The organism is Streptomyces sp. Inha503, assembly GCF_047215865.1.
Classification (GTDB): domain Bacteria; phylum Actinomycetota; class Actinomycetes; order Streptomycetales; family Streptomycetaceae; genus Streptomyces; species Streptomyces lycopersici.
In genome coordinates, this window is sequence record NZ_CP178360.1 from 11,757,218 (window position 1) to 11,781,835 (window position 24,618).

18 protein-coding genes and 4 pseudogenes are annotated in these 24,618 nt (G+C 67.8%); 14 read left to right on the forward strand and 8 right to left on the reverse strand.

The genetic code is table 11. The features are described 5' to 3' along the window. Positions 1–40: 40 nt before the first annotated feature. The 6 genes from eboE (at position 41) to ACJX2R_RS48490 (ending at position 8,731) form a co-directional block, all read left to right on the forward strand. Entirely contained in the window at positions 41–1,294 is a 1,254-nt protein-coding gene (gene eboE, locus ACJX2R_RS48465; protein ID WP_413105364.1) for a metabolite traffic protein EboE, read from the forward strand. Beyond that, positions 1,291–2,748, forward strand: coding sequence for an alkaline phosphatase family protein (locus ACJX2R_RS48470; RefSeq protein ID WP_413105365.1), 1,458 nt, complete (start codon positions 1,291–1,293; stop codon positions 2,746–2,748). The genes eboE and ACJX2R_RS48470 overlap by 4 nt, the downstream gene beginning before the upstream one ends. Before the next feature lie 250 nt (positions 2,749–2,998). Next, a complete protein-coding gene (locus ACJX2R_RS48475) occupies positions 2,999–3,247 on the forward strand; it encodes a hypothetical protein (protein WP_413105366.1) in 249 nt (82 codons plus the stop codon). Between the two features lie 51 nt (positions 3,248–3,298). Beyond that, a complete protein-coding gene (locus ACJX2R_RS48480; RefSeq protein ID WP_413105367.1) occupies positions 3,299–5,443 on the forward strand; it encodes a hypothetical protein in 2,145 nt (714 codons plus the stop codon). A 100-nt stretch (positions 5,444–5,543) separates the two neighbouring features. Next, positions 5,544–6,677, forward strand: a complete 1,134-nt coding sequence (locus ACJX2R_RS48485) for a ferritin-like domain-containing protein (RefSeq protein ID WP_413105368.1) — start codon at positions 5,544–5,546, stop codon at positions 6,675–6,677. 1,448 nt (positions 6,678–8,125) lie between these two features. Then, a complete protein-coding gene (locus ACJX2R_RS48490) occupies positions 8,126–8,731 on the forward strand; it encodes a lytic polysaccharide monooxygenase (RefSeq protein WP_137982052.1) in 606 nt (201 codons plus the stop codon). A 157-nt stretch (positions 8,732–8,888) separates the two neighbouring features. On the opposite strand, the pseudogene ACJX2R_RS48495 reads toward ACJX2R_RS48490, so the two are convergent. Continuing rightward, a pseudogene (locus ACJX2R_RS48495) lies at positions 8,889–9,322 on the reverse strand (integrase); the annotation flags it as partial. A 55-nt stretch (positions 9,323–9,377) separates the two neighbouring features. Further along, a pseudogene (locus ACJX2R_RS48500) lies at positions 9,378–9,727 on the reverse strand (molybdopterin-binding protein); the annotation flags it as partial. Positions 9,728–10,078: 351 nt separating this feature from the next. On the opposite strand from ACJX2R_RS48500, the gene ACJX2R_RS48505 reads away from it, so the two are divergent. The 3 genes from ACJX2R_RS48505 to ACJX2R_RS48515 all read left to right on the forward strand — a co-directional run bounded on the left by ACJX2R_RS48505 (position 10,079) and on the right by ACJX2R_RS48515 (position 13,783). Beyond that, complete coding sequence (locus tag ACJX2R_RS48505; protein WP_413105369.1) at positions 10,079–10,447, forward strand: hypothetical protein; 369 nt, start codon at positions 10,079–10,081, stop codon at positions 10,445–10,447. Between the two features lie 535 nt (positions 10,448–10,982). Continuing rightward, on the forward strand, positions 10,983–12,965 hold the full coding sequence (locus ACJX2R_RS48510) for a sulfatase-like hydrolase/transferase (RefSeq protein WP_413105370.1): 1,983 nt from the start codon (positions 10,983–10,985) through the stop codon (positions 12,963–12,965). A gap of 362 nt (positions 12,966–13,327) precedes the next feature. Next, positions 13,328–13,783: a BTAD domain-containing putative transcriptional regulator gene (locus ACJX2R_RS48515; RefSeq protein ID WP_413105371.1), complete on the forward strand. Its 456-nt coding sequence runs from the start codon at positions 13,328–13,330 to the stop codon at positions 13,781–13,783. Here ACJX2R_RS48515 and ACJX2R_RS48520 read toward each other — a convergent pair. After that, a pseudogene (locus ACJX2R_RS48520) lies at positions 13,715–14,674 on the reverse strand (hypothetical protein); the annotation flags it as partial. The gene ACJX2R_RS48515 and the pseudogene ACJX2R_RS48520 sit on opposite strands and share 69 nt — an antisense overlap. 10 nt (positions 14,675–14,684) lie before the next feature. Here ACJX2R_RS48520 and ACJX2R_RS48525 point away from each other — a divergent pair. Then, positions 14,685–14,846, forward strand: a complete 162-nt coding sequence (locus tag ACJX2R_RS48525; protein ID WP_413106145.1) for a winged helix-turn-helix domain-containing protein — start codon at positions 14,685–14,687, stop codon at positions 14,844–14,846. Between the two features lie 230 nt (positions 14,847–15,076). On the opposite strand, the gene ACJX2R_RS48530 is transcribed toward ACJX2R_RS48525, so the two are convergent. Both ACJX2R_RS48530 and ACJX2R_RS48535 read right to left on the reverse strand, forming a co-directional pair. After that, on the reverse strand, positions 15,077–15,964 hold the full coding sequence (locus ACJX2R_RS48530) for a S1 family peptidase (protein ID WP_413105372.1): 888 nt from the start codon (positions 15,962–15,964) through the stop codon (positions 15,077–15,079). A 937-nt stretch (positions 15,965–16,901) separates the two neighbouring features. Further along, on the reverse strand, positions 16,902–17,597 hold the full coding sequence (locus ACJX2R_RS48535) for an SDR family NAD(P)-dependent oxidoreductase (RefSeq protein WP_413105373.1): 696 nt from the start codon (positions 17,595–17,597) through the stop codon (positions 16,902–16,904). Positions 17,598–17,699: 102 nt separating this feature from the next. On the opposite strand from ACJX2R_RS48535, the gene ACJX2R_RS48540 reads away from it, so the two are divergent. Beyond that, on the forward strand, positions 17,700–18,578 hold the full coding sequence (locus ACJX2R_RS48540; RefSeq protein WP_413105374.1) for a helix-turn-helix transcriptional regulator: 879 nt from the start codon (positions 17,700–17,702) through the stop codon (positions 18,576–18,578). A gap of 107 nt (positions 18,579–18,685) precedes the next feature. After that, positions 18,686–18,819, forward strand: a pseudogene (locus tag ACJX2R_RS48545) (xanthine dehydrogenase family protein subunit M); the annotation flags it as partial. A 241-nt stretch (positions 18,820–19,060) separates the two neighbouring features. On the opposite strand, the gene ACJX2R_RS48550 reads toward ACJX2R_RS48545, so the two are convergent. Then, positions 19,061–19,312, reverse strand: a complete 252-nt coding sequence (locus tag ACJX2R_RS48550; protein WP_413105375.1) for a hypothetical protein — start codon at positions 19,310–19,312, stop codon at positions 19,061–19,063. A gap of 187 nt (positions 19,313–19,499) precedes the next feature. On the opposite strand from ACJX2R_RS48550, the gene ACJX2R_RS48555 reads away from it, so the two are divergent. Further along, positions 19,500–20,342 carry a MerR family transcriptional regulator gene (locus ACJX2R_RS48555; protein WP_413105376.1) on the forward strand — a complete coding sequence of 281 codons (843 nt, stop codon included), beginning with the start codon at positions 19,500–19,502 and terminating at the stop codon, positions 20,340–20,342. 465 nt (positions 20,343–20,807) lie between these two features. Here the strand turns inward: ACJX2R_RS48555 and ACJX2R_RS48560 are convergent, their stop codons facing one another. Beyond that, on the reverse strand, positions 20,808–21,776 hold the full coding sequence (locus tag ACJX2R_RS48560; RefSeq protein ID WP_413105377.1) for an alpha/beta fold hydrolase: 969 nt from the start codon (positions 21,774–21,776) through the stop codon (positions 20,808–20,810). 442 nt (positions 21,777–22,218) lie between these two features. Continuing rightward, complete coding sequence (locus ACJX2R_RS48565) at positions 22,219–23,538, reverse strand: MFS transporter (RefSeq protein WP_413105378.1); 1,320 nt, start codon at positions 23,536–23,538, stop codon at positions 22,219–22,221. Positions 23,539–23,672: 134 nt separating this feature from the next. On the opposite strand from ACJX2R_RS48565, the gene ACJX2R_RS48570 reads away from it, so the two are divergent. After that, the gene (locus ACJX2R_RS48570; protein WP_413105379.1) at positions 23,673–24,608 is read left to right on the forward strand and encodes a LysR family transcriptional regulator; all 936 of its coding nucleotides are present in this window, start codon (positions 23,673–23,675) and stop codon (positions 24,606–24,608) included. Positions 24,609–24,618: the final 10 nt, after the last annotated feature.

Below are 24,618 nucleotides of genomic sequence, written 5' to 3' on the forward strand. Positions count from 1 at the left end.
ACCCGCATCTCGTGGAAGGAGGCCGGCCCCGCCGGACCCCATGCGCCTCTACCACCGCGACGGCACCACCATCCACCTCGCGTACTGCACCAACGTGCTGCCCGCCGAAGACCTGGACGGCATCGTCCGCCAGCTGGACGTGATCGGCGAACCCGTCCGTCAGCGCCTGGAGGTCCCGCTGCTCGGCCTGGGGTTGTGGCTCGCCCGCGACATCGCGCATGCGCTGGTGAACGACCGCTGTGCCCTGACGCGGCTGCGCCAGGAACTGGAGGCCCGGGGGCTCGAAGTGGTCACCCTCAACGCATTCCCGTACCGGGGCTTCCAGCAGCCCGTGGTCAAGCACGCCGTCTACACCCCCGACTGGGCCGACCCGTCGCGCGCCGCCTACACCCTGGACACGGCCCGTGTGCTGTCCGCGCTCCTCCCCGACGACGCCGCACACGGCAGCGTCTCCACCCTCCCGCTCGGCTGGCGCACCGGATGGACACCGGAGCGCCACCACACCGCCCGCCGTCACCTGAGCCGGCTCGCCGAGGAACTGGCTCGCCTCGCCGCCTCCGAAGGCCGCGTCATCCGTGTCGGGCTGGAGCCCGAGCCGGGCTGCGTGCTCTCCACCATCGGGGACGCCCCCGGGCTGTTGGACGCCCTCGACAGCGCGTGGCTGGGGGTGTGCGTCGACACCTGCCACCTGGCCGTCGACTTCGAACCCCCCGCCCTGGCCTTGCGAGAGCTGTCGGCCGCAGGCGTGCCCGTGGTCAAGGCGCAGCTCTCCGCGGCCCTCCAGGCCGACGACCCCCTCGACGCCGAGACCCGCCGGGCGCTGGAGCTCTTCGACGAGCCGCGTTTCCTCCACCAGACCCGCGCAGGCCACCTCGACCCTACTCGGCGGCGCCGCTGGGACGATTTGGGGGACGCCTTGCGCCACCCCACCGGACGAGACCCTGATCCCCCGGGTCCCTGGCGGGTGCACTATCACGTTCCCCTGCACGCCGACCCTCAGCCACCGCTGACCGCCACCCGGCGGGTGCTCACCGAGGCCGTCCATGCCCTTGCCGGAGGCCCGCGGCCGGCCACTGACCATCTGGAGGTCGAGACCTACACCTGGTCCGTCCTGCCCCCTTCCGTCCGGCCTGCCAGCGACCACGCTCTGGCCACCGCCATCGCGGGAGAGCTGGCCTGGGCACGCACCGAACTGCTGCGTGCGGGACTGCTCGAGCATCCGCCGGCAACACGCACCACACCCCTGACGGACCCGGACGCCGCTCGCCGCGCCGTAGGCGAGGAGGCGCCGTGACCGAAGCGGCCTTCCCCGGTGGCCCCGCACCCCTGCTCGTTCTGAACATCGCGGCTCTCACCCCCCGACTGCTGTCCCACATGCCCGCACTGCGGTCCGTCGCACAGCCGGGCCCGGGCACCGCCCCCCGCGTCGCCGAACTGGTCCCGGTCCTGCCCGCCGTCACCTGCACCATGCAGGCCAGCATGCTCACCGGCCTCCTGCCGCGGGACCACGGAATCGTCGGCAACGGCTGGTACTTCCGCGGCCTCGGCGAGATCCTGCTGTGGCGCCAGCACAACCGGCTTGTACGGGGCGAGAAGGTCTGGGACACCGCCCGTCGGCACTTCCCGCGCTACCGCGTCGCCAACATCTGCTGGTGGTACGCCATGGGCGCGGACACCGATCTGACGGTGACCCCTCGCCCTGTCTACCACGCGGACGGCCGCAAGACGCCGGACTGCTACACCACCCCGCCCGAGCTGCACGGCGAACTCACCTCACGATTCGGCAGGTTCCCGCTGTTCGACTACTGGGGGCCACGCGCCGGCATGGCCTCCAGCCGGTGGATCATCGGGGCGGCCGGGCACATCCTCCACACCCACCGACCCCACCTCACATTGGTGTACGTGCCGCACCTCGACTACGACCTCCAGCGCTTCGGCCCGCACGCACCGCAGTCCGTCCGCGCGGCCAGGGAGCTCGACCGGGCCCTCTCTCCTCTGCTGGACACAGCTAGAGCACGGGGCGTGACCATCGTCGCTCTCTCCGAGTACGGCATCACACCCGTGAACCGTCCAGTCCATCTCAACCGCCTGCTGCGCCGGACCGGGCTGCTGCGCGTGTACACCCAGTCCGGCATGGAATACCTCGACCCGTGGACCTCCCCCGCGTTCGCCGTCGTCGACCACCAGATCGCCCACGTCTACGTACGCGACCCCAGGGACCTTCCGCGGGTGCGCGCCGTGCTGGAGGCGGCCCCCGGGGTGGCGGAGGTGCTCGACCGCGAGGGCAAGACGGCGCAGAGCCTGGACCACGACAGGGCAGGGGACCTTGTCGCCGTGGCGGAGCCCGACGCGTGGTTCAGCTACTACTACTGGCACGACGACCGGCGGGCCCCCGACTTCGCGCGCTGCGTGGACATCCACCGCAAGCCAGGCTATGACCCCGCCGAACTGTTCCTCGATCCCGACGACCGCTGGGTCCGCCTGAGAATCGCCGTCGCCCTGCTGCGTAGCCGCCTGGGCCTGCGCACCACCTTGCCGGTGGTGCCGCTGGACGGCCGGCACGTCCGGGGCAGCCACGGCCGCCTGCCCCAGGATCCGGCCGACGGGCCCATACTGCTGCACTCCGCCACCGACCGTGTGCCCCTGTCAACCCGATACTCCGCGACCGACGTCGCGGGTCTGCTGCTGGAACTCGCCGGTGTGCCCGCGCGGCTGCCAAGCCGGACGGCCGACCGCGTTCGGCGCTGACCCGCGGCCGCGAACGGTCAGCGGCAGAGGGGGATGGACCCGCCCCGCACCGGCGCCCGGTTCCCGCCCTGCCATCGACCGGACCAACGATGTGCCCCCAGCGGGTGCATTGCGGTTGGGCACGCGCACCGACGCGTTTGGGTCTTCCCCCTTTGCTGGTAACTCTCCCCGGCATCGACGAAGCCCCGCTGACAGGCCAATCGATCGGGGTAACGCCTTTCCCGATCCCGGAGGGCCGGAGGAACGAAAGGTGACAGTAGTGGTCGGAGACCTTCAGTCCATCGCCCGCCGCTTCCAGCGGGCACACCCCGAGGGTGGCGAACCGACGCAGGCGGTTTCGCTCGACCGGATCACCCTTGAGCTGACCGCGCCCGAGTGGGTGTCCCTGCTCGACCAATGGCGTGTTCGCAACACCGACTCGGCAAAGCTGGTCATCACCGTCGACGGAAGCGAGGTCGGCACCTTCATGCTCAGCGCCATTGACGACAGAACCGGATAGTCAGGGACCGGAATTCCCACCCACCTCAGCACGACAGGCACAGGAGAATCCGTGAGTACGTTGTCCGTCCCCCGGCTCTACTTCAAGGGGGCCGCCACATGGAACCCCGGCACCGCCAACAACAACGATTACTGGCCCATCTACGACTTCAGTCAAACCGACCTGAACTGGACGCACCTTCAAAACTACAAAATCGACAAGGCAAACGCCAAGAGTAAGTTCCCGGAGTATGCCCGCTCGCTGCATCTGGTGCCGCCCGACCCGGACGTTGGCGGCGAGCGTGAGTTGAGAGTGTGCCCGGCCGAGTGGAACTATTACGGCGGCATGGAGTGGTGGCTGCACAGCACGGATCAGCAGACGGTCATCACCGGCGGCCAGACCAGTCTCGGTGGCGAGGTGGTAACTGATGACCCCGTCGTCGGTGCGGTCCTGGACGTGGTCGGCGACCCGTTCCCCGGCAGTACCTTCAACACACCCCCACGGATGGTCGACAACGACCCCGCCTCTTACTGGTGCACCAACTTCCTGCTGCGGCGATTCAACCTTGGTACCCGAGCGGCTCCCGAGCGCTTCCTCACCGGAACGCTCGAGGAGGACGCCCCGTGCATGACCTCCCGCTGGCTCACCATGAACCGCAATCTCGATCTGGACAAGGAGAAACCGGTCGTCGGCGACGGTGTCGGAGGCGTCGTCCTCCAGACCTGCCTGCCGACAGAGAACCTGGAATGGGACCCTGACACGCCGTCCGCGCTGCTGAGAGCGCTACAGGACGGGCTGAAACAACCACATGTGCGCGGCCTGATGGTCCGCCTCTCGGCCTATCTGTCCGGCGCCTTCACCGCCGATGTCTTCAAAGACATCCCCATCACCGACACGAACAAGCGGTACGCCGCCCTGGCGGCCCTATGGGAAAAGGAGTTGGCCGAGAACCGAGTCCCTTCCGCCAATCCCTCCGTGGCCACCGTGGTGGGGACCCTCGGTTTGTGGTACGAAGACGAATTGAGGTCCTCACCAGGCGGGCGGGTGCTGTTCTGTAGTAAACCCTGCCCCACTAGGAAGGACCCTGAGAAAAAGGCATGGCTCGGGCCGATCTTCGCTGAGCTCCAGCCGTCGGGATCCTCCAAACCCACCCATCTCAGTCTGGACCTGGGCAACGCCATTCCCGAGGTCTCCAGTACCCGCGAAAAGTACAACGCCGGCCGACTCGAAGTGCGGGCTCTTACGCGCTTCGGACTGGGCTGGTTTGCGAATACGGTGGGTTCAATCTCCACCTCCGATTACGACAAGGCCGCTTACGAGAGCCGCGCGGGCATCGTCGATCTCCCGTTGCCGGACGTCCCCAATCTCCTCGATAGCATCAGATCGGGCTTGTTGGACGTCGTCGCAAATCCCAGCACCCCGGTGAGAAGTGCACTGGCCGAGCGCCCGGTCATCGCGGAGACTGACGACCGCAGCGTCTACCTCGATCGGGGCGACACCGGGAGGATGAGCCTCCAGGTGCGAGAGCATGGGCTAGCACCCACTCGGGACATCACCGTTCAGGTGAGGCAGTACCTGGCGAGCCCGGCGCCGCCCCTTGGGGGACAACAATGGCAACTGGCAGACGAAGATGACGGGATCGTCCAGTTGAAAGAGCAGGCCGTCACCGTCAAGGCTGGAGTCGGAAAAGTCGACATCACCTTTACGGCGAACCTTCCGGGCAACGCTGTCCTCGCTTTCTTCATTGAATCCGAGGACATTCCTCCGTTCGTCTATCCCGTTCCGGATCTCGCACCTCTTGTTCCGCCTCCCCCCGAGCCCGGCATCAGGCTCACCACCGCGTCCGCTTCCTTCGGCTGCGTACGCGTGCTCCCCTTCGACGACGATCTTCCTCAGCAGTTCGGCGCGGCCTACGCCGACAGCAATTTCTCGAAAGACGCTGCCTGGGAGTGGCTTTACGAGAACGTCCTGCGCGTGTACGACCTGCTGTACCCGGCCATGAAGTACTACGCCCAACTGGACCTCGGCGACAGTACGGCCGTGGAGAAGAACATCGATCAGATCGTGCAGCTGTGCAACCCGAAGCTCCGGTCCTCCACGGTGTACATGCCTGTCACGAGGGAACTGTCCCGAGGCAAACGCAATGTGCTGAAAGCCTATCAGTGGCTGGTGAACAACAACTGGCCCAAGACGCAGCCCCCCGAGACGTGCTCGTAATTCTGGCGGGCCACCGCGGGCGGCCCGCCGGGATGATCACCGGACTGCCCGCCGGCCTGCCGACAGCGCCCCACGCCCGCACCGGCAGGATGGAAACACCATGCAGAACAAGGACACTCCGATCACAACAATTCAAGAGCTGAAGGATCATCTACAGAAGGCACTCGCCGTCGAACTCGCCACCATCCCGGCTTACCTGTCGGGCTGGTTCACCATTCGCAACCGTCAAAACTACGGAGACGTCCTGCACATCCTCCGGAGCATCACCGTGACGGAGATGCGCCACCTGGCAGTCGTCGCCAACACCCTGATCGCTGTCGACGGCACCCCAGACATCAAGGCCGCAGCCCTCACCTATCCACACCAGCTCCCGATGATCGACACCATCAAATTGGTTCGGCTGCTGCCCTTCGGCGACGCCTACTGGAACCAAGGACTCGCCATCGAGCAGCCTGACCCACCCACCTGCCCTCCGTTCACCACCGGCGAGTATCACCCGGAAACGGGGACCCTCACCGGCACCTCCACCGACATCAGCGCGTTGGTGCGGGAACTTCCGCGCTTGGTCCCCGAGGCGTACATGTCCATCGGAGACTTCTACAAGGCTGTCATCGACGGTATCGATTACCTCGTCCAACAGAAGGGGGCGGGAACAGTCTTCCCCGAGGGCCGATTGGGCCTTCAGTACCGTTACTTCGGCGGACAGGACAACATCTCCGTCCGCGCCGGCGAAGACGGGGCCGATGACGCCAAAGCCCTGCTCCTGGACATCATCGAGGAAGGTGAAGGGAGCAAGGACCGAATGTGGGACGAAAACCGCAACTTGTCCCATTATTACTCGTTCGACCAGCTACGCAAACGCAGACTTTACAAATACGGCGACGCCGAATGCACCCCTACTGGAGGTGACTTGTCACTGCCATCGAACAGTGATGTGGTTCGGATTCTGGACGATCCGATGATGTGCAAATACGACAAGGACCCCTCTGCCTGGAAGGCAGCAGACACATTCAATCGGTTCTACGGAAAGATTCTGGACAACCTGAACATCGGCTTCTCCGGACACCTCCCACAGGTGGACGCCGCGATCGGCCAGATGCACCAGCTGGACACTCTCGCCCAAGACGTCCTGAAGCAACCTGTTAAGAATTCCAATCCCCCGGCCTTCGCGGCGCCCACGTTCGAACTGCCGCCCTACCGTGGGAAGCCGATCGTGCTTCCCGCCGAGCTGTAGCCAGCCCTGAGCAGCGCAAAGCGACCGAGCCGCAGTCATCGCCTCGAGAGCTGTTGCCGATCCAGGGTGAGCCTCCAGGCTGACGCTACCCCTTGATCGCGGACACCTGCGGACTGGGATATGGGATTCCAGGGAAAGTAGCACCAGGTGGGAAGCAAGTACACGAAGCGGTACACCGCGGGGTTCAAGCGGGACGCCGCCGCTCTCGTCGATTCCACGGGCCGGACGGTCACCGATGTTTGACCAGCGCAGGGCACGCATCTCGCCGCGGCGGGATCCGGTCGCCATCGTCATGAACAGGAACTTGCCCCAGTCCAGGTCGCGCTGCCACGCGGTGTTGAGGACCAGCGCGGCTTCCTCGGGGGTTGGCGGGTCCGGGTTGGGCTTGGCTGGGACGACGGCTCCGCAAGCGCCGCTACGTTCTGGGTGACGTAGCCCGAATAACGCCAACGTCGCCCGAACACGGTTCACTTCATGTGCATCCACACACCCACCGTGCCGCTGAACACCTGCGGGTGCCGATAAATCGTCCAGGCTGGTCAGGCGGCATGTTGGTACTCATGGAGGGTTCCGCCGAGTCGGTCTCGTCGGCGGACGTCCAGGTGTCTGCTCTCCCCTGGCGCGTCGATCGGGCGGGGGAGTGGGCGGAGTGGTGCGGTCTGGGGTGTGGGGTGGCGCCGAGGATCCGGATGCGCCTGGTGGTGTGCTCGATGACGGCGAAGAAAGTCGGCCAGGTGGTGCTCTGCCGTTCGGGTGAGGGTGGGATGCCTTGCTCGCGGAGGATTTCCCCGACCGTGGAGGCGGCGACTTTGATCCCCAGCGCTGTGAGTTCGCTGTGGCACGGTCGCTGTCGGTGAGGGTCGGCTTGCCGACCTGACGCTGTAGGAGCAGCAGTTGGTGCCGGAGTACGAGGATCTCGACGTCCTTCTGTCTGTCGCTCATCGGCAGGAGGCGTAGGAATGCTACGGCGTTGGTCGCGGCGAGGTAGGCCAGACGCAGCAGCACGACAGATCATGATGCCGCCGGGGCCCTGCGCAGGTGAAGACCCCGGGGCGAATGTCGAGGAGCACCGAAGATCCGTGATCAGGCTCCCAACCTGCGTGGATGATTCATCGGCACCCGCAGTGTCGTGGCTCTCTGAGCTCCGAATTACGCGGAACGCAGGCAGGCCGTACCCTCGCTTTCCGGTTTCGGGAAGGGTTCTGACTGTCGTGCCACCGAAGTCGCCGAAGCCTCCCGTGACTCCCGGCTCACGGCAGATTCCCTGATCGCCGCCCACCCCTGTAATCAACTCCGTTTGTTTCATTGACATTTCACTCGGAAGTCGTACGTTGGGAGCGCTCCCATGGTGCCTTTCAACTGGAAGGAGTTCCCCCCACATGCGCAAACAGAGCCCGTTAACCGGGCGTTCCCGGTCGGCCCTCCGCCGGCCTCTCCAGGCGCTCGCCATGCTGTTCGCCGTGGTTGTCGGCGCACTGACCTGGTCGGCCCCCGCCCAGGCTCACGGCTCCGTCGTCGGCCCCGCCTCCCGCGCGTACCACTGCTGGGAAAGGTGGGGTAACGACCACATGAACCCGGCCATGCAGACCGAAGACCCCATGTGTTGGCAGGCCTTCCAGGCCAACCCCGACACCATGTGGAACTGGATGAGCGCGCTCCGCGACGGCCTCGGTGGCCAGTTCCAGTCGCAGACCCCCAATGGGACGCTCTGCAGCAACAACCTCTCGAGGAACGCCAGTCTGAACAAGCCCGGGCAGTGGAAGACGACCACCGTCGGCAACAACTTCTCGGTCCACGTGCACGACCAGGCGTCCCACGGTGCCGACTACTTCATGGCCTACGTGAGCAAGCAGGGCTTCGACCCCAAGACCCAGACCCTGGGCTGGGGCAACCTCGACTTCATCACGCAGACCGGCCGCTTCGGCCCGGCGACGGACTACACGTTCAACGTCAGCACCTCCGGCTACACCGGACACCACATCCTGTTCGTGATCTGGCAGGCCTCGCACCTCGACCAGGCCTACATGTGGTGCAGCGACGTGAACTTCGGCTGAGCAGGGGAGCGCCGCACACGGCATCGGTCTCTGCCGGGCACCGGTAACCCGCCGCCCGGCCGGCCGAGCTCCGTCGGGGCAGAGAACCCATTTGGTCACCCTGCCCCGACGGGGCTCCCTTCGCTCCTGGTGTGAACGCGGACCGATCGCACGGCAGTCGCTCGGTAGCCGGCTCCCCACCGTCCCATCGTACGATTCCAGCACTCAACGGCCATTGAGACTCCCAGACCGTGGAAGCGGCGATCTTGATTCCCAGCGCTGTGAGTTCGCCGTGGATCCGTCGGTATCCCCATGAGGTGTTCTCCCTGGCCAGGCGTAGGACCAGGGTGCGTATCGATGGGATGGTGCGTGGGCGTTCGCGTCGCCTGGGTACGCCGGTCGCGGCATGGCGCCGCTTGAGCAGGTCGCGATGCCGGTTCGCCGCGCCCTCCTCCGCGTAGCAAGGGTCGGCTTTCCGACCTGACGCTGTAGGACCAGCAGTTGGTGCCGGAGTACGAGGATCTCGACGTCCTTCTGTCTGTCGCTCATCGGCAGGAGGCATAGGAACGCCAGGGCGTTGGTCGCGGCGAGGTAGGCCAGGCGCAGCAGCACCACAGACCATGATGCCGCCGGGCCCTGCGCAGGTGAAGACACTTGGGCGAATGTCGAGGGCTCCGGCCACCAGCACCCGCGACCGATAGTCGTTCCAGGTGTGCTTGACCGACCGCAACGGTGGCCACTCGAACAACCGCGGATACACTGCCCATAATTTCGCCAGCGGCAACGGAACTGCCGCGATGCCAGAGGCGGCATGAAGTCCCTGAGTGAGCCGATAGCCCCACGTAGGACGGCTCGGGATGTTGTTGGCCAGCCAGCCTGGCGGATGCTGCATGAAGTGACTGACCAACCCGGTGGCGAAGCACACGGCGAACGCCACCCCCAGCTACCGGCCGATCGACGCCGCCGTGCGGGCATCGTACTGGCCTTGAACACCGGAAGACGGACACGCAGTTTCATGCCCTTCATCCGACTCGGCACATGGCGATGTTGGAACAATCGAACTCTTACAGAGCGAGGACATCCCAGTCGGGACGGCTGTGCAGAACGTGTCGGAGCGAATGTGTGGGGAGCCCCGGAAGTTGAGCGCGACGGCGACGGCGTCGGCGTTGCCAAAGACAGGGAGCAACTGTCCGCGGCTGTCCCGGATGCGTTCGGCGTCTCCAGCTTTCCCGGTCGCCTCGGCAGCACCCCGACCGCCCACGCCCGAGGCCGGAGCGGCTCAAGCGGGATCTCTCGCCAGAAGAGCATGTCTCCGCGGAGGCCACCAGTTTCGGTCGGGAAGCAAGCGATATCGAGCGGGCCGACGAGATGCTCGCAGTGAAAATGATCCTGCTGGCCGACAAGGAACCGGCCAGTCGCACTGCGTGGCTGATGGCCTGCGACCAGGTGGAGCGCGAAATGGCCGGGATCTTCGCGGGGCGACTGCGACTCCCGGGCGACGGCCTTCAGGTGCGCCTGCACGCTGCGGCGGCCTCGGCCGCTCTGCGCGTCATCAACGAGGACAACGGCGCCACCCTCCTGGCGGGCACCGACCCCAGGGAAGTCGCCGACGCCCCCGAACGTGTCGCGCGACCGCGTTCCGCCGGTCCAGCCCCTCACAACCGAGCTCGGCGGAGGCAGCCCCGGGCAACGATCCACCGGGCGGTGCTCGCTCGGGCTCGTCACGCGACGAGCTGACGTTTCGCCTGCCGCGCAGGTGTGGGGCTCTCGTCTGCCCCGGCATGACCTGCTCTGTGCCACCTTCGTCAGCTCCCCCCTCCTCCCACTTCTCGGAACTGGTTCTGTCACCTGCCCACGACGGCTGGATCTGACCAACGGTTCACACCGGATTCGCCGACCCGGGCTCGTTCGGTGGAACGTAGGTCATGTTGCCGACGTGCTTGACGCGTGTCCGGTCAGCTGTGATATCTCTCCGTACCGGGTCGGGGATCCGGTGAATCGGCGGCGTGATATGTGGCAGGGTCAGGGCTGCGGTCGGCACGGGAACACACCGAGCCAACCATGACGTCACGTTGGCTCGGCCAGATTGCTGCTCGGGTGCCCGCTCCGGGTACCTTCCGCTCGAAACGACGAGCCGGACCGCGTTACGACCCTGCGGCCCGGACGCGTGGCGCCAGGCGGCGCACCCACTCGACATCATCCTCAGATGCTGGCCACCACATGGCCGACGCAGCTGGCGACCAGACCGGAGGTCCTCGCTATGACAGTATCGATGCCGGATCGACGCACAGTGCTGCGGGGGTTGGCCGCCGCCGGCCTCGGTGGCGCGGTCAGCACGGCGGCGAGTGCCGACGTCGCTGAGGCCGGGGCGAAACCCAACATCATCGTGGTTCTCATCGACGACCTCGCCCGGCGAGAGCTGGGCTGTTACGGCAACACGTTCAACGAGACCCCGCACATGGATCGCCTCGCCGCGGACGGGATCAGGTTCGAGGCCGGCTACGCCGCAGCACCGGTCTGCTCGCCGACGCGGGCCAGCATCATGACCGGGCAGTACCCGGCGCGCGTGGGTATCACGGAATTCCTCGGTGCCACCGGTGATGACTTTCTGCCGACCAGTTACCAGACCCTGCCGGAGACGTTACGCGACGCCGGCTACCGCACCGGCCTGATCGGCAAGTGGCACCTGAGCGAGTCCTACACCGGCCCGGTGCGCGACCGGCCCGGCAACCCGTGGTCCCACGGGTTCACCGACGTCGTCGCCTCGGAGCAGAAGTACATCGCCGACGGTGACTACTTCCACCCCTATTTCATGCTGCCGGATCTGCCCGCTCGTGAGGAGAACGAGTACCTCACCGACCGGCTCAACCTGGAAGCTGTCGATTTCATCGCCCGCGCCAAGGACGAGGGGAAGCCGTTCTTCCTGTATCTGTCGCACTACGCCACCCACACGAAACTGGCGGCACCGCAGCCGTTGATCGACAAGTACGCCTCGAAGGCGGGCGCCGGGGAGCCGGGCAGGAACCCGGTACTCGCCGCGATGCTGGAAGTCATCGACGACGGTGTCGGCGCGATCCGGGACACGCTGCGAGAGCTGGGCATCGCCGAGAACACCGTCATCCTGCTGCTGTCGGACAACGGTGGCGACCGCGCCGTGGCGACAAGCGCCCCGCTGCGGGGCAATAAGGCGACTCTGTACGAGGGCGGTGTCCGCGTGCCGATGATCGCCTACCACCCGGCAGGACCCGGCGGGCGCGTCGTCGACACCCCCTTCAGCACCATCGATTTCATGCCCACACTGCTCGATATCGCCGCTGTCACCCGACCGCCGGGACAACACCTCGACGGCACCAGTTTCGCCGGCCTCCTGGCCGGCGGTGCGGCGCCGCGACGCACCGACCTGTTCTGGGTATATCCGCACTGGCATGACCCTGGCGCGCCCACCGCCTCGGTCCGCAGCGGCCGGTACAAGCTGTTGCGGCACCTGCACGACGGGCGGACCGAGGTGTACGACCTCGTGGCTGATCCCGGCGAAGCCGAGAACCTCGCCACCCGGCTGCCCGACCAGACGCGACAACTGCAAACCGCCCTGGACCGGCACCTACGTGACGTCGACCTCCTGCCGCCGGAACCCACAACGGAGAACTACCCGAATCTGTTGCTGAAGCAGGAGTTCCACCGTGGGCTCCCCGGATTCACCGTGCTGGCACCGGATCCGGAGGGACGCCCCGGGATGGTGCGCGCCAGCGATGGCGCGCTCACGGTGGCGGCCGATGGGGCACCCGCCTTCGCGCTGCTGCGCTCGGCTGTCGTCGCCAACGAGTCGCCGGCCGCGATCGTCGTCAGCCAGCGCTCGTACGCCGGGGCCGCCGCGCCGAACCAGGACACCCTGTTCGCGGGGTTGGTCAAGGACGCCCAGAACTATCTCATGGTCTGGTACAACCACCGGAAGAAGCGCACCGGCTGGGACGTGAGGATCAACGGTGACCCGGCTGCCGAAGGCATCGTCCAGCTTGACGGGAAGATCAGCTACCCGGGGCCGAACGCCCGGCTGGCGTGTGCGCTGCACCGCGACGAACTCACCGCCTACGCTCGGGGGGCCGACGGCGACTGGCAGTACCTGTTCACCGCTGACGTCGGCCGCTACGCCCGGCTCGACGATCCGGAGGTCCGTGGACAGTACCGCTACGGCTTCGGGGTCCGCGTCGACGGAGGCACGCTCGCGGTGGAGCGCTTCGAGGTCCGCCGTCGCTGACACCGGGCGGGTCACCGGTCGCGGTGACCGTGGTCCTTGAGAGGGTAACCCGGCCCGCCGCCCGCGGCGTGTCGCGCGCCGGGCCGCGCTGCTGCTCCCTCCGGTTCGGTGGTTGGGAAGGCGACCTGCGGGACATCGCATGCGTGGCGGTCGCGCCATCGGTCTTCGCCGACCGACTGATGGTGATCGGTTGAATCGTTTCCTCCTTCCGACCGTGGCAGGGGGTGAACATCGCCGTGCCGTTCGGGTCGCTTTGAACCGCGTGTACGTATGCAAAAGGATTTTGGGAGTTCTCATGAGCGCCGGGGACTGTGTGCCGGTTCGGTTCAGTATCTTGGGAACGCTCGAGTGTCGAACAGGAGATGGAAGGCTGCTTCCATCTCGGTGGGGCCCCGCTGGAAGCGGCCGAGGGCCACACCGCGACAGCGGAAGATGCCGCCTCGGCCGGCCTGGAGGAGCGTCGGCCGGCCGCGGTCGAGCAGTACTTCGAGCTGAGGCTGTCGTTGGGGGAGACCGGCGAACTCATCGGCGAATTGCGTGTTTTGGTGAGTAGCCACCCTGTGGGTGCCGGAAACACTGTCACCCTATGCGACCAGGTTGTATTCGTGGATGAGGCCACCGAGCCGATCGTGCCGGGAGACCGATGTGGGGTCGCTGGCTGGCCATGGTTCAGGGGTGATCAGCGGGTCTGGTGGCCGTTGTTCGAGAGTTCTGTGTGGCCGGTATCTGTTGTAGTGGTCCGCGTACTCGTTGACGATGAGGCGGAGGTGGTTCCGTCCGGTGATCAGGAAGCGGTCGGTGGCTTCGCGGCGGCATGATCCGATCCAGTGTTCGGCGATGGCGTTCATCCGGGGTACCTGGGGCAGTGTGGGGACGACACGCGCGCCGATGGCTTGGAAGGCGGCGTCGAAGCTTTCGGTGAAGTACGCGGCCGCGGTCCCGGATGAGGAACCTGATCGACTCCACCCCGTTGCCGATGTCCATGAGATAGTTGCGCGCCTGCTGGGTGATCCAGGGGCCGGTCGGGTGTGGTGATGCCGGCGATGTGCACCGCCGGGTGCCGTGGTCGATGAAGAACAGGACGAACCAGCGGCGGAGGAGGATGGTGTCGATGTGGAAGCGGTCGGTGGCCACGATCGCGGAGGCCTGGGCCTTGAGGAAGGAGCCCCAGGAGCGGTCTGCTCGTTGCGGTGATGAAGTGATCCCGGCCTTCTTGAGGATCTCCCAGACGGTCGAGGCGCGATTTTATGTCCCAGCCCCAGCAGTTCGCCGTGGATCCGTCGGTATCCCCATCCGGGGTTCTCCCGCGCGATACGCAGGACCAGTTGCCGTAGGGCTTCGGGCTTTGACGGTCGCCCTGGCCTTCGGGAGGGGTAAGTCCACTTCCAGGCGATGAGCCGTGTGTGCCAGCGCAGGACCAACCGCGGAGTGACCAGCAGGGCCAGTTGCGGACGACGCTGCTTGCTGACGATCCGGAGCAGTGCTGCCATGACGGACCTGTCGCACCAGGAGAACCGAGGCTGGGGCCGGTTGCGCTGCGCGATGAGGAGCTGATGCCGAAGCATCAAGATCTCGACATCTTTCGCCGTACTCGAGCGGGCCAGAAGGGCAAGCATCGGAACGTCTGGCAGGCGAGCGGGTAGATCAGCCGTATCACCACGACCCGCATGCTCCCCCAGAACGCCCCGCAGCAATCTGAGCTCTGGCATCCTACAGGAGCTGTGGGGCACCGAAGTGACCGACACCAACGCCCTCACCGCGCACGTCAAACGGCTACGCGCCCGGCTTGCCTCGGTAGCGGGCTGCTGCTGCACCATCGACACCGTCCGCGGCCTCGGCTTCCGCATGGAGTGCCCCGAGGCGGTACCGGAACGGCCGTAACGGGCAGTATTAGTGGGGTGAGCCGTCATACGGTCAGGTGGTAATCGAACGGGCCGTACTGCCTATGGGCCCGCAATGCGAACGGGCCGTAGGCGTGGGGCCTGGACCGTCCGCGTGCGGTCAGAGCACCGGTGTTCTGTGCCGCGAATCCTGAGTGCCGTTCCGCGATGTGGCCCCGCAGCGACGATGGTGTGATGCCACCAGCGCCCTCTGATCCGGGAAGCGACGGGCTATTTGCCGGCGAGTTCCCTGATGCGGTCTTGCTTCAGGACGCCGTGGATCCACGCGGCGTAGGCGTGCACGGAGGTGTAGATGCCGTGCTGCTGTTCGCTGGCGGAGCCCCGGGAGGCGGCGCCCTGTACGGTCCAGGTTCCGCCGGTGCGGGCCAGCACGGGGCCGCCGGAGTCGCCCGCGCGGCTGGTCTGTGGCCAGGGGGCGCCGGGCAGGGACGAGACGCACAGCTGGGAGGAGCTGTTGGGCGGCAGCTCGCCGCCTATCTCAGGGCAGTGGCGGCGTTCGATGAGGCGGGTGTCGAGCTGGCGCAGCATCCGAGGTTGCGGATTGTCCGGCCAGGGGTCGCCGGGCTTGTCGGGCATCAGGTGGTCGCCCCAGCCCAGGATCCGTACCTTGTCCCCCGGCCGCGGGGCGGTGCGCGGCAAGGCGGCCGGGGCACTGCCGACCGGCCGGTCGAGCTTGAGCAGTGCGATGTCGTTGGAGTCCGGATCGTCGCCGGGCGGCAGAACGAAACGCTGGACCCGGCGCAGCTCGCCGCCCCGGGTCTTGTCGTTGCTGCCGATGCGGACCTGCATGGTGTCGGGGTCGATGAGCTTGTCCGGGTCCTCGGCCTTGTGGTCCTCCAGGCAGTGATAGGCGGTGAGGATCCACTGCCGGGCGATGAGCGTGCCGCCGCAGAAGTGTTTGCCGTCTGCGCGGCCTTGTAGGGAGGACATGAACGAGTAGGGCTTTTTGGCTTCTTCACCGCCGTTGATCGCGTGGGCCGGGACGGCTGTTCCGGCTGTCGCGGCGATGAGTGCTGCCGCGGCCGTGGCCAGTTGCCGCCAAAGCCGCCTCGTGGCGGTGGTTCGGGCAAGGGTGCGGGGGATGGACGAGGTCTTCATGCGGGAGATTCAAGCAGGCTCCCGCTTACACCGGGATAAGAGATCGTGTTGTCCCGGTGCTTCATCCCGCAGACAGTCCTTTGTCCCGTGCTGCCGGGGCGCAGCAGGTCACGGTGGCTTCGCCGGTGCCGTACGCCCGGGACGCGAGTGGTCTTGCGCAGGCGGATGCTGGGGGCGGTGACGGTGGTCGCCGCGGCCTCGGCCGGGCTCACCGGGGAGGCGTACGGCGCGCCCGCCCGGCGCACGTCGGCCGCCGAGCACGTGGCGGCCGGACCGGTCAAGCAGCATCTGAAGGCACTGGACGTGATCGCCGCCCGGCACGGCGGCAACCGGGCTGCCGGGCTGCCGGGCTGCCGGGCTACGAGTACTCCGTGCGTGATGTGGAGAGCCGGCTGCACGAGGCTGGATACCGCACCCGGCGCCAGCCGTTCGACTACACCCGCACGGACACCATACGGGGCACCGTCGAGTAGCTCCGCCCCAGCAACGCAGGTTCCCCAACGTCGCGGCGGAAGGCGTGGCGGCATCATCGGCCTCTGGGCCCCGCCCTGCACGAAGCTCGACAGCATCGCGGCCGACACGGGGCCGGGGCATTCGGCACGCGATCCCAGAGAAGGCGGAAAGCCGGGCTGCCCGCCTGTGCAAAGGTTCGCGCGGCGGATAGCCGCCTGGTTTCGACGAAGGGCGGTACAAGAATGGCAACACCGTTGAAGGCGCAATCAACAGCCTGAAGCAGTCCCGGGCGCTGGTCACTCGTTACGACAAGCGCGGCTACGTCTTCCGCTGGAAGGTGACTACCGGAGTTCTGCTCATCTGGCTTCGCATCTGAGTCCCGACATCGAAGGCCGCGGAGTCTTGCAGCACGCGCCGTGATCCAGCCCCACCACACCAAGGCGACCTTGTGCACGATGCCCGGCGAGATAAATTCAGAAGTGGATCACCAGGCCATCTCACCATGACGGTCACGGAAGGTTCCGGTCGGTCCGTCCGTCCCGATGGTGGCGAGTTCGACGATCGCGTCGGTCCCCTCGGTCACTGTCTGCGGGCCGCTGTGCCCGGTGAAGTCGGTCGCGGTGTATCCCGGGTCGGCCGCGTTCACCTTCACGTCCGGCCAAGACTTCGCGTACTGCGTGGTCAGCATGGTCACGGCAGCCTTCGACGCCGTGTACAGCGGCGCGACGGCCCGGCCCTCGACGCGCTCGGCGTCGTGGGTGGCCGCGAAGGACCCCATGCCGCTCGACACATTGACGATCACCGGGTTCGCGGACGTGCGCAGCAGAGGCAGGAACGCGTGCGTCACCCGGACGATCCCCACGACATTGACCTCGAACACCTCGCCTGCGTCAGCGGCCGTGATCTGGTCGGCGGGGCTGTGCGTCCCGAAGACGCCGGCGTTGTTGATCAGGACGTCGATGCCGCCCTCGCGAGCCCCGACGTCGGCGGCGGCCGCGGCCACCGACGCGTCATCCGTCACATCGATCTGGACGAAACGGGCACCGAGTGCGTCGGCGGCCGCCTGGCCGCGCCCTGGGTCGCGTGCACCGACGAGGACGGTGTGGCCGGCCTCGATCAATCGGCGGGCGGTCTCATACCCGAGGGACTTGTTGGCTCCTGTGATGAATGTTGTCGTCATACGTTCACTCTCGGCCCGTGACGAGAGGACAACCAGTGCCCTCTGCGACGGTAGGACAGCCAGTACCAGGCACAACGGCTGCACGACGGACACAATGGTTGTGTGGACGAGACCCTTGGCACGGCATTGCGCCGCTGGCGCGACCGGCTTTCTCCCATCGACGTCGGGCGGACCTCGCGGCCCGGACGGCGTGCGGTGGGGTTGCGGCGCGAGGAGCTGGCCGAGCTCGCGGGGCTGTCGGTCGACTATGTGGTGCGGCTGGAGCAGGGTCGTGCCACGAGCCCTTCGGCGCAGGTCGTCGCGAGCCTGGCCAGGGCACTACAGCTGCAACCCCTGGAGCGCGATCACGCCTACCGGCTGGCTGGCCTCCTCCCGCCGCAGGAGGGGACGATCTCTACGCATGTTCCGGCAGGGGTCCAGCGGATGCTGGCTCGCCTCGGTGAGTTCCCCGTGGGCGTGTTCAGTGCCGACTGGACCTTGCTGTCCTGGACTCCGGCGTGGGCAGTGCTGCTGGGCGATCCCAGCGCACGGACACCCGTCGAGCGGAACCTGGTGCGGGCGGTCTTCGCCGCAGGGCCCTCGGGGCTGGCGGCCTGGCCCGTGCTCCAGGAGGGCGACGCCCTCAACCTTGCCCTCGTCGCCGATCTGCGCACGGCTCTCGTCAACTACCCCCGCGACCGTGGACTGATCGACCTTGTCGCCGAACTGCGCTCCACCAGTGCGGAGTTCGCCCGGCTGTGGGACGAGGGCGCGGTCGGTCCGCACGTCTCGGCCCGCAAGACCATCGTGCACCCCCAGGTCGGCGAGGTGACGTGCGACTGCGATGTGCTCACCGTCCCAGGCTGTGACGTCCGCCTCGTCGTCTACACGGTGGCCGCGGGTTCCGCCGATGCGGAAAAGCTGGAGTTCCTGCGGGTCACGAACGGCGTCAGCGCCGACGGCCCCGCGCCTCCGGGGCCCGGTTTGTCCTCCACGCCGTAACCATCGGGCCGGCCGGACCCCGTCCAGCAAGCAGAGGGAGGACAAGGTGCCCGTCGCGGAACGCAACCGCGACCGGGCCCGAGCAGCTGCCAACCGCGCGGCCCGCCGACGGGCCGGGCGAGCGCCACTTACCGAGTTCTACCTGCCCGTCGGCGACACCCCGCACCGCGAGATCGCCCTGACGCCAGGCTCACTGATCACCGGCGTCACCCTGCCGCCCGCCCCGGTCGCCGCCCCCTCTGCCCTGACTTCTGCCGCCTGCTGGGCTGCTTCCTTTTGCCGGTCCGCTCGCGTCGCGGTTCCCGCCGATGTGGCTCAGGCAAACTCCACGGCGACAAGGGATGCGACCACGACTACCTACGCGGAAGCGAACGCACCCCCGAGCACTTCCTAGCCTTCGTCGCAATCGCGGAAGCCCTCATCGGATGCAGGAGAATGGCCGGATGAGCGCCACCCAGGGGGTGCGGTACCACGCGCCGCACTCATGATCCCTGGCCCGGGCGCACCAGCAGCAGTAGGTGGCGCGGTTTGTCCTTGGGGAGGTGGTGGAGCAGGCAGGCGAGGATGGCGCGGTCAGTGTCGGTGAAGGTCGGCTTGCCGACCTGGCGCTGCACGACCAGCAGTTGGTGCCGAAGCACGAGGATTTCTACGTCCTTCGCTCTGTCACTCATCGGCAGGAGGCGCAGGAACGCCAGGGCGTTGGTCGCGGCGAGGCAGGCCAGACGCAGCAGCACGGCACATCATGATGGCGTCGGAGCCTCGTGCGGTGAAGTCGCCGGGGCGAGCGTCGGTCAGAGTCGAAGATCTCTGATCAGGCTCGCGCCTGTGTGGATGATGTACCGGTACCCGCAGTGTTGTTGCACCTGCCGTAGCGGCATGTGGTGTCGTCGAGGCACCACAGCACGAAAGGCTCCGTCTGCGATGTACCCCTTCGTCACACCGCCCCGCCAGGTCAAGATCGGCGCTGCTGCCGCCTTCGCCGGGACCACCCCACGCGCTATCCGCCACTACCACCAGATCGGTCTGCTGCCGGAACCCGAGCGCGGTGGAGACGGCCGCCGCCGCTACGGCTACGACGACATGATCCGCCTGTTGTGGATCCGCAGAATGGCGGAGGTCGGCATCAGTCTGGACGACATGCGAGCCGCCTTCGACGAATCCGGGGACATCGAGGAGACCCTGGGCCGGCTGGAGGAATCCCTGGCTGTCCAGGAGGCCGACATCAAACGTCGGCGCGCGGCCGTCGGGCGCCTGCGGGCTGTGGGCAGCCCGCAGGGCCTGCTCTCCGAGCTGGTGACGGATCGGCTCAGCCACCTGCCCCCTGGCGCATTGCGCGCCTCCGACATGGAGGCCCTGCTGGTCACGGAACGGATCTTCGGTCCGCTCGGCTCCGCGATACAGGCCGGCGTGTACATCGTGCTGGCCACCCATCCCGACCTACGGGCCGAGGAGGACCGTCTCGACGAGGCCGAGGCCGCCCTCGACGACGGCGTCGACCCCGATGACCCGCGCGTCGAGGAGATCGCCGTACAGCGATACACCCACCACATGGCCCTCATGCAGGCCATCACGGCAGCCGGGCTGGACACGGCCGATGACGAGCTCTTCGAGACCTACGACGCCGACCTGGCAGAGGAGGAGGACACGCGGATGAGCGCCTTGGAGGCGATCACCAAGATGCCCTACGACTTCTCTCCTGCCCGGATGCGCTGCATGGAGCGCGTGGCACAACTCGTCGGCCAAGACACCTGCGCAGACAGTTGATCGCTGTGCCCGGTACCGACCTGGCCGGAATCCCATGGCGTCCACCTGCATTCTGGGCCGTCTTCATCAGCCTGGAGGGCCGGCAACTCAGCCACGGGCCTGCTGGTCCTGGCGTCTCGCTCTGCGGATGCCGAAAATCGCGTCCAGCCTGGTGAGAGGCAGTTTCTGTCTGTGAGCTGCGGCGCGTGCGGTGGGGCGTTTGAGTCTGTGCTGGGTGTGACTTCGAGCGTATGCTGTAGACATGCGACGTCCGGTCACGATGCCGGCTTCCAGGCACCTCGGGACGCAGGCCGAAAACGGTGGACTCCTTTACTCGGCTGATTGTGCGTCAGCGTGACCTGGGAGAACGGGTCGGAGCATGCCGCACAGGCTCGACCCACTGGGGGGCAAGGCGTCGGCGCTGTCCAGAAGAACCCGTGGACCGTCTCGCTCACGGAGGAAGATCCGCAGGTGGAGTCCGGGCCGTCAACGGGCCGTGCGGGTCAAGAGCTCCACGACTACGGTGCGCACCGCGTCGGGGCACTCGTACATCGGGCTGTGCCCCGCGTCCACCGTGTGCAAGGTGGCGTTCGGGAACGTCTGGGTCATTGCTGCGGCGTCGGCGGTTGTGCGGACCGGGTCGTGCCGTCCGTGGACGACCGCGACCGGCACGTGGATGGTGGGAAGGGCCGCTGTCAGGTCGGTGTCGCGCTGGCTCGTCAGCGCTTCCACTGCTGCCCGGGTGGGGACGGCGCTACCGTAGGCGAGGAAGCGCTCCAGCTCGGCCGCCGGCGGAGGGACCTTGAACGAGCGCCGCAGCACACGTCGCGTCATGGCCTCGACTCCATCCGTTGTGATGGCGTCGATCAGGGTGTCCACGTCTCCGTGCCCCCGCATGTGGGGGCCGGTGTTGATCAGCACTAGACCTCGCAGCAGCTCGGGGTGGCGTGCGGCGGTTTGCAGGCCGATCGCCCCGCCGGTGGAATGCCCGATCAGGACCACCGGCTCGTCGCTGCCCGCCCTGATACGGCCGGCGACCCACTCGGCGAGCGAGCCGATGCGGTATGCGTCGGCATCCGTCATCCATGACAGAGCCCGCAGTCGGCAGTGCCCCGCCAGCGCGTGTCCGAGTCCGTCGAATATCGCCGGGGCACAGAAGGTTCCTGGCAGTGCGATGGCAAGCGGGGCCGTGCTCGGTGTCATCCACTTGCCAGCGTCGCCGGACGTGGACGGTACACAAGGTTCGGTGTTGTAGGCACGATGCATGGCTCTGTCTGTCACTTCGGCGACCCACTCCTGTCGGCCGCGGCCAGGTCCCCGGCGGCGGCCGCTTGACCAGGCAGCTGGTCCTAGAGCGCTCGACCTCGGTGATCCGTGGCTCGCACCCTTGTCCGCCGAGATCCTACAGCCCCTGCGCCGCATACCTGTGGGCCGGGAAGGTCTGTGCACCGACATCCGGAGGCACGGTTCGTCCGGCTCCTCGGGAAGGTGTGGACGTGCCCCGTGTGGCTGCGCCCCGGGCAGGAGCCGCCCGCCGAGGAGTGACCCGGCCGCGGTGCTCGAGGTGGTGTTCGCGGTCGAGGAAGGCGCCCAGCACCGGGGAGTGGCACGATTCGGTGCTCTTCTCCACGCGCCGCGCGGAGCGGCCCGGCGGCGCACCGATGTGAGTGCGGGACGATGATCAACCTGGCGGGACTCGGCGCCCGAGCTGAAGCCCGTCAGGTATCTCCCTCCGACGGGTGGCCGTCGGCTACCGCTGCACGCACGCACGTGCGTGGATATCGGCGGATGCGTATCGGCTCCCGGCGAGGGCGTGCGCTCACGGCGCCAGATGATCAGCGTTCCGCCTCTCGGAGCAGGGGCCCGAAGCGATCGCGGTAACGCCCGCGGCGGCCCGTCAGGCGCGGCGGGGTGCCGGTTCCGGCTCCGACTCCGGCTCCGACTCCGGCTCCGGCTCCGGCTCCGGCTCCGGGAGACGCGCTGCCGCGCGGCGGGGGAGTAGCAGTGGGGTCGCCAGCAGGAGCACACCGGCCAGGGCAATGGCCGTACGCGTGCCGAGCAGGCCGCCCAGCACGCCCCAGACGGCCGTCAGGAGCGCGGTCGAGGCCTTGGTCGTCACCGCCCAGGCGGACAGCGTGCGGGCGACCCGATCGGGTGCGGTGCGCTCAAGGCGGTAGGTGGCGTAGACGGGGTTGAAGACCCCGCAGCAGAAGATCAGCCCGAGCTCGACGCCCATCACCAGCAGCAGACCGCCGGTCCCCGGCCCCAGGAAGGCCAGGCCGACGGGCCAGATCGCGCGCAGCGCCCCCATCGCGACCAGGACCTGGTGCTGCCCGAACCGGGTGACCAGCGGTCGGGCCAGCCATGAGCCGAGCAGCCCGCCGATCGAGGGCGCGGCGAAGGCGAGGCCGTACTGCCACGGCGCGAACCCGAGTCGGCCCAGCATCAGGACGGCGAGCAGTGGCTGGGCGGCCATCACCAGGCCGTTGAACAAGGCGGTGTTGAAGAACAGCGGCCGCAGCGCCGCGTCGGCGAGGATGTACCGCCAGCCGTCGAGCAGGTCCCTGGTCCGCATGCGCGCGGCCTCCCGGCGTTCCGGGCGCGGCTCGTGCCCGCCCATCGCGCGGATGCCCAGGGCCGAGAGCAGGTAGCTGATCGCGTCGGCCACCACCGTCGCCACCGGACCGAGGAGCCCGATCGCCGCGCCGCCCAGCGGCGGTCCGACGATGGTGGTCGTCCAGGCCGTGGACTCGAACCGGGCGTTGGCGACGAGCAGGTCATCGGCCGGCAGCAGCGTCTTCAGATACGCGCCGGAGGCGGCGCGGAAGCTGATGTCGGCCGCCGCGACGACGACCGAGACCAGCAGGAGCTGGAGGAAGGTGAGCGCGCCGAGCGCGTATGCGGCGGGGACCGTCAGCAGTGCCGCGCACCGCACCAGATCCATCGTGATCAGCACCGGCCGCTTGCGGCGGAACTCCACCCACGGGCCGAGCGGCACCGCCACGGCCGCGCCCACCGCGGCCCCGACGGAGGAGAGCGCGGCGACCTCGGCCGGTCCGGCGTGCAGCATCTGGATGGCGATCAGCGGGAACGCGCCGAAGGCGAGCCATGTGCCGAGCGCGCTGGTCCCGTACGCCGCCCAGAGCCACCCGAACCGCCGCCCCAGCCGATGCCCGAGCAGATGGCCCAGTCGGTGCCCGCTCCTCAACCCCGACATACCCGACGCCCCCTCGCCACTCATTCGCACAACCGATCCGCGATCGGAAGCATCAAAGCCAGCCCCGGACTGAGGGATCAAACAACCCCGGGGCCGCCCGCCACAACCAACGGTTGTGGCTCTAGGGTTTCGGCATGGACCTCGACACCGTCCGGACCTTCGTCGTCGCCGCCGACGCGGGGCAGTTCCAGGAGGCCGCCGCCGAGCTCGCGGTCACCCAGCAGGCCGTCTCCAAGCGCATCGCCGCGCTGGAGCGCGGCCTCGGCGTGCGGCTCTTCACCCGCACTCCGCGCGGCGCGGAGCTCACCATCGACGGGCAGGCGTTCCTGCCGCACGCGCGCGAGTTGCTGCGCGTCGCCGAGCGCGCGGTCTCGTCCGTGCGCACCGGCCGCCGTCCGCTGCGCGTCGACGTGATCGCCTCGCGCAGCGCGCAGTCGAGCCTGATGCGCGGCTTCCACCGTGCGTATCCCGAGATCGACCTCGACGTGGTGATGCTGTTCGACATCGAGGCGGCCGTCGCCGCCATCCGGGCCGGTACGATCGACGCCTCCTTCCGAGCCGTCGCCATGCCCGGTCGGCCCCTTCCCGAGGACATCGAGTCCGTCCGGGTGCTCGACGAGCCGCTCCAGCTCCTCACCGGCCCCGCTCACGCGCTGGCGGGCGCACGGTCGGTGACCGTCGCCCAGCTCGCCGGGCACCGGATCTGGATGCCAGGTATCGTCCCCGGTACCGAATGGGCCGCCTACTACGACGACCTCGTCGCCGAGTTCGGCCTCACCATCGAGGCGACCGGCCCCAACTTCGGCTCCGACGCGCTCCTGGACACCGTCGCCGACACTCCGGCCCTGGCCACCTTCATGGGTGAGCAGACCCGCCTCATCTGGCCCGTCGGCCACGGCCTGCGCCGCATCCCGGTGACCGACCCGGCGCCCGTCTACCCGCACTCGCTCCTCTGGCACCGCGACAACCCCCACCCGGCGCTGGCCACCCTCCGCGCGCACCTCGCCACCGCGGCGGCCGGCCACGACGCCGCCGGGACCTGGGCGCCGGGCTGGGTGATTCCGCGCTGAACAGCCCACG

Coding starts and splice junctions, on each gene's coding strand:
- eboE (WP_413105364.1), top strand. CDS start 41: ATGCGCCTCTACCACCGCGACGGCACCACCATCCACCTCGCGTACTGC.
- ACJX2R_RS48485 (WP_413105368.1), top strand. CDS start 5,544: ATGCAGAACAAGGACACTCCGATCACAACAATTCAAGAGCTGAAGGAT.
- ACJX2R_RS48490 (WP_137982052.1), top strand. CDS start 8,126: ATGCTGTTCGCCGTGGTTGTCGGCGCACTGACCTGGTCGGCCCCCGCC.
- ACJX2R_RS48505 (WP_413105369.1), top strand. CDS start 10,079: ATGCTCGCAGTGAAAATGATCCTGCTGGCCGACAAGGAACCGGCCAGT.
- ACJX2R_RS48510 (WP_413105370.1), top strand. CDS start 10,983: ATGCCGGATCGACGCACAGTGCTGCGGGGGTTGGCCGCCGCCGGCCTC.
- ACJX2R_RS48515 (WP_413105371.1), top strand. CDS start 13,328: ATGGAAGGCTGCTTCCATCTCGGTGGGGCCCCGCTGGAAGCGGCCGAG.
- ACJX2R_RS48530 (WP_413105372.1), bottom strand. CDS start 15,964: ATGAAGACCTCGTCCATCCCCCGCACCCTTGCCCGAACCACCGCCACG.
- ACJX2R_RS48535 (WP_413105373.1), bottom strand. CDS start 17,597: ATGACGACAACATTCATCACAGGAGCCAACAAGTCCCTCGGGTATGAG.
- ACJX2R_RS48555 (WP_413105376.1), top strand. CDS start 19,500: ATGTACCCCTTCGTCACACCGCCCCGCCAGGTCAAGATCGGCGCTGCT.
- ACJX2R_RS48560 (WP_413105377.1), bottom strand. CDS start 21,776: ATGTCGGTGCACAGACCTTCCCGGCCCACAGGTATGCGGCGCAGGGGC.
- ACJX2R_RS48565 (WP_413105378.1), bottom strand. CDS start 23,538: ATGTCGGGGTTGAGGAGCGGGCACCGACTGGGCCATCTGCTCGGGCAT.
- ACJX2R_RS48570 (WP_413105379.1), top strand. CDS start 23,673: ATGGACCTCGACACCGTCCGGACCTTCGTCGTCGCCGCCGACGCGGGG.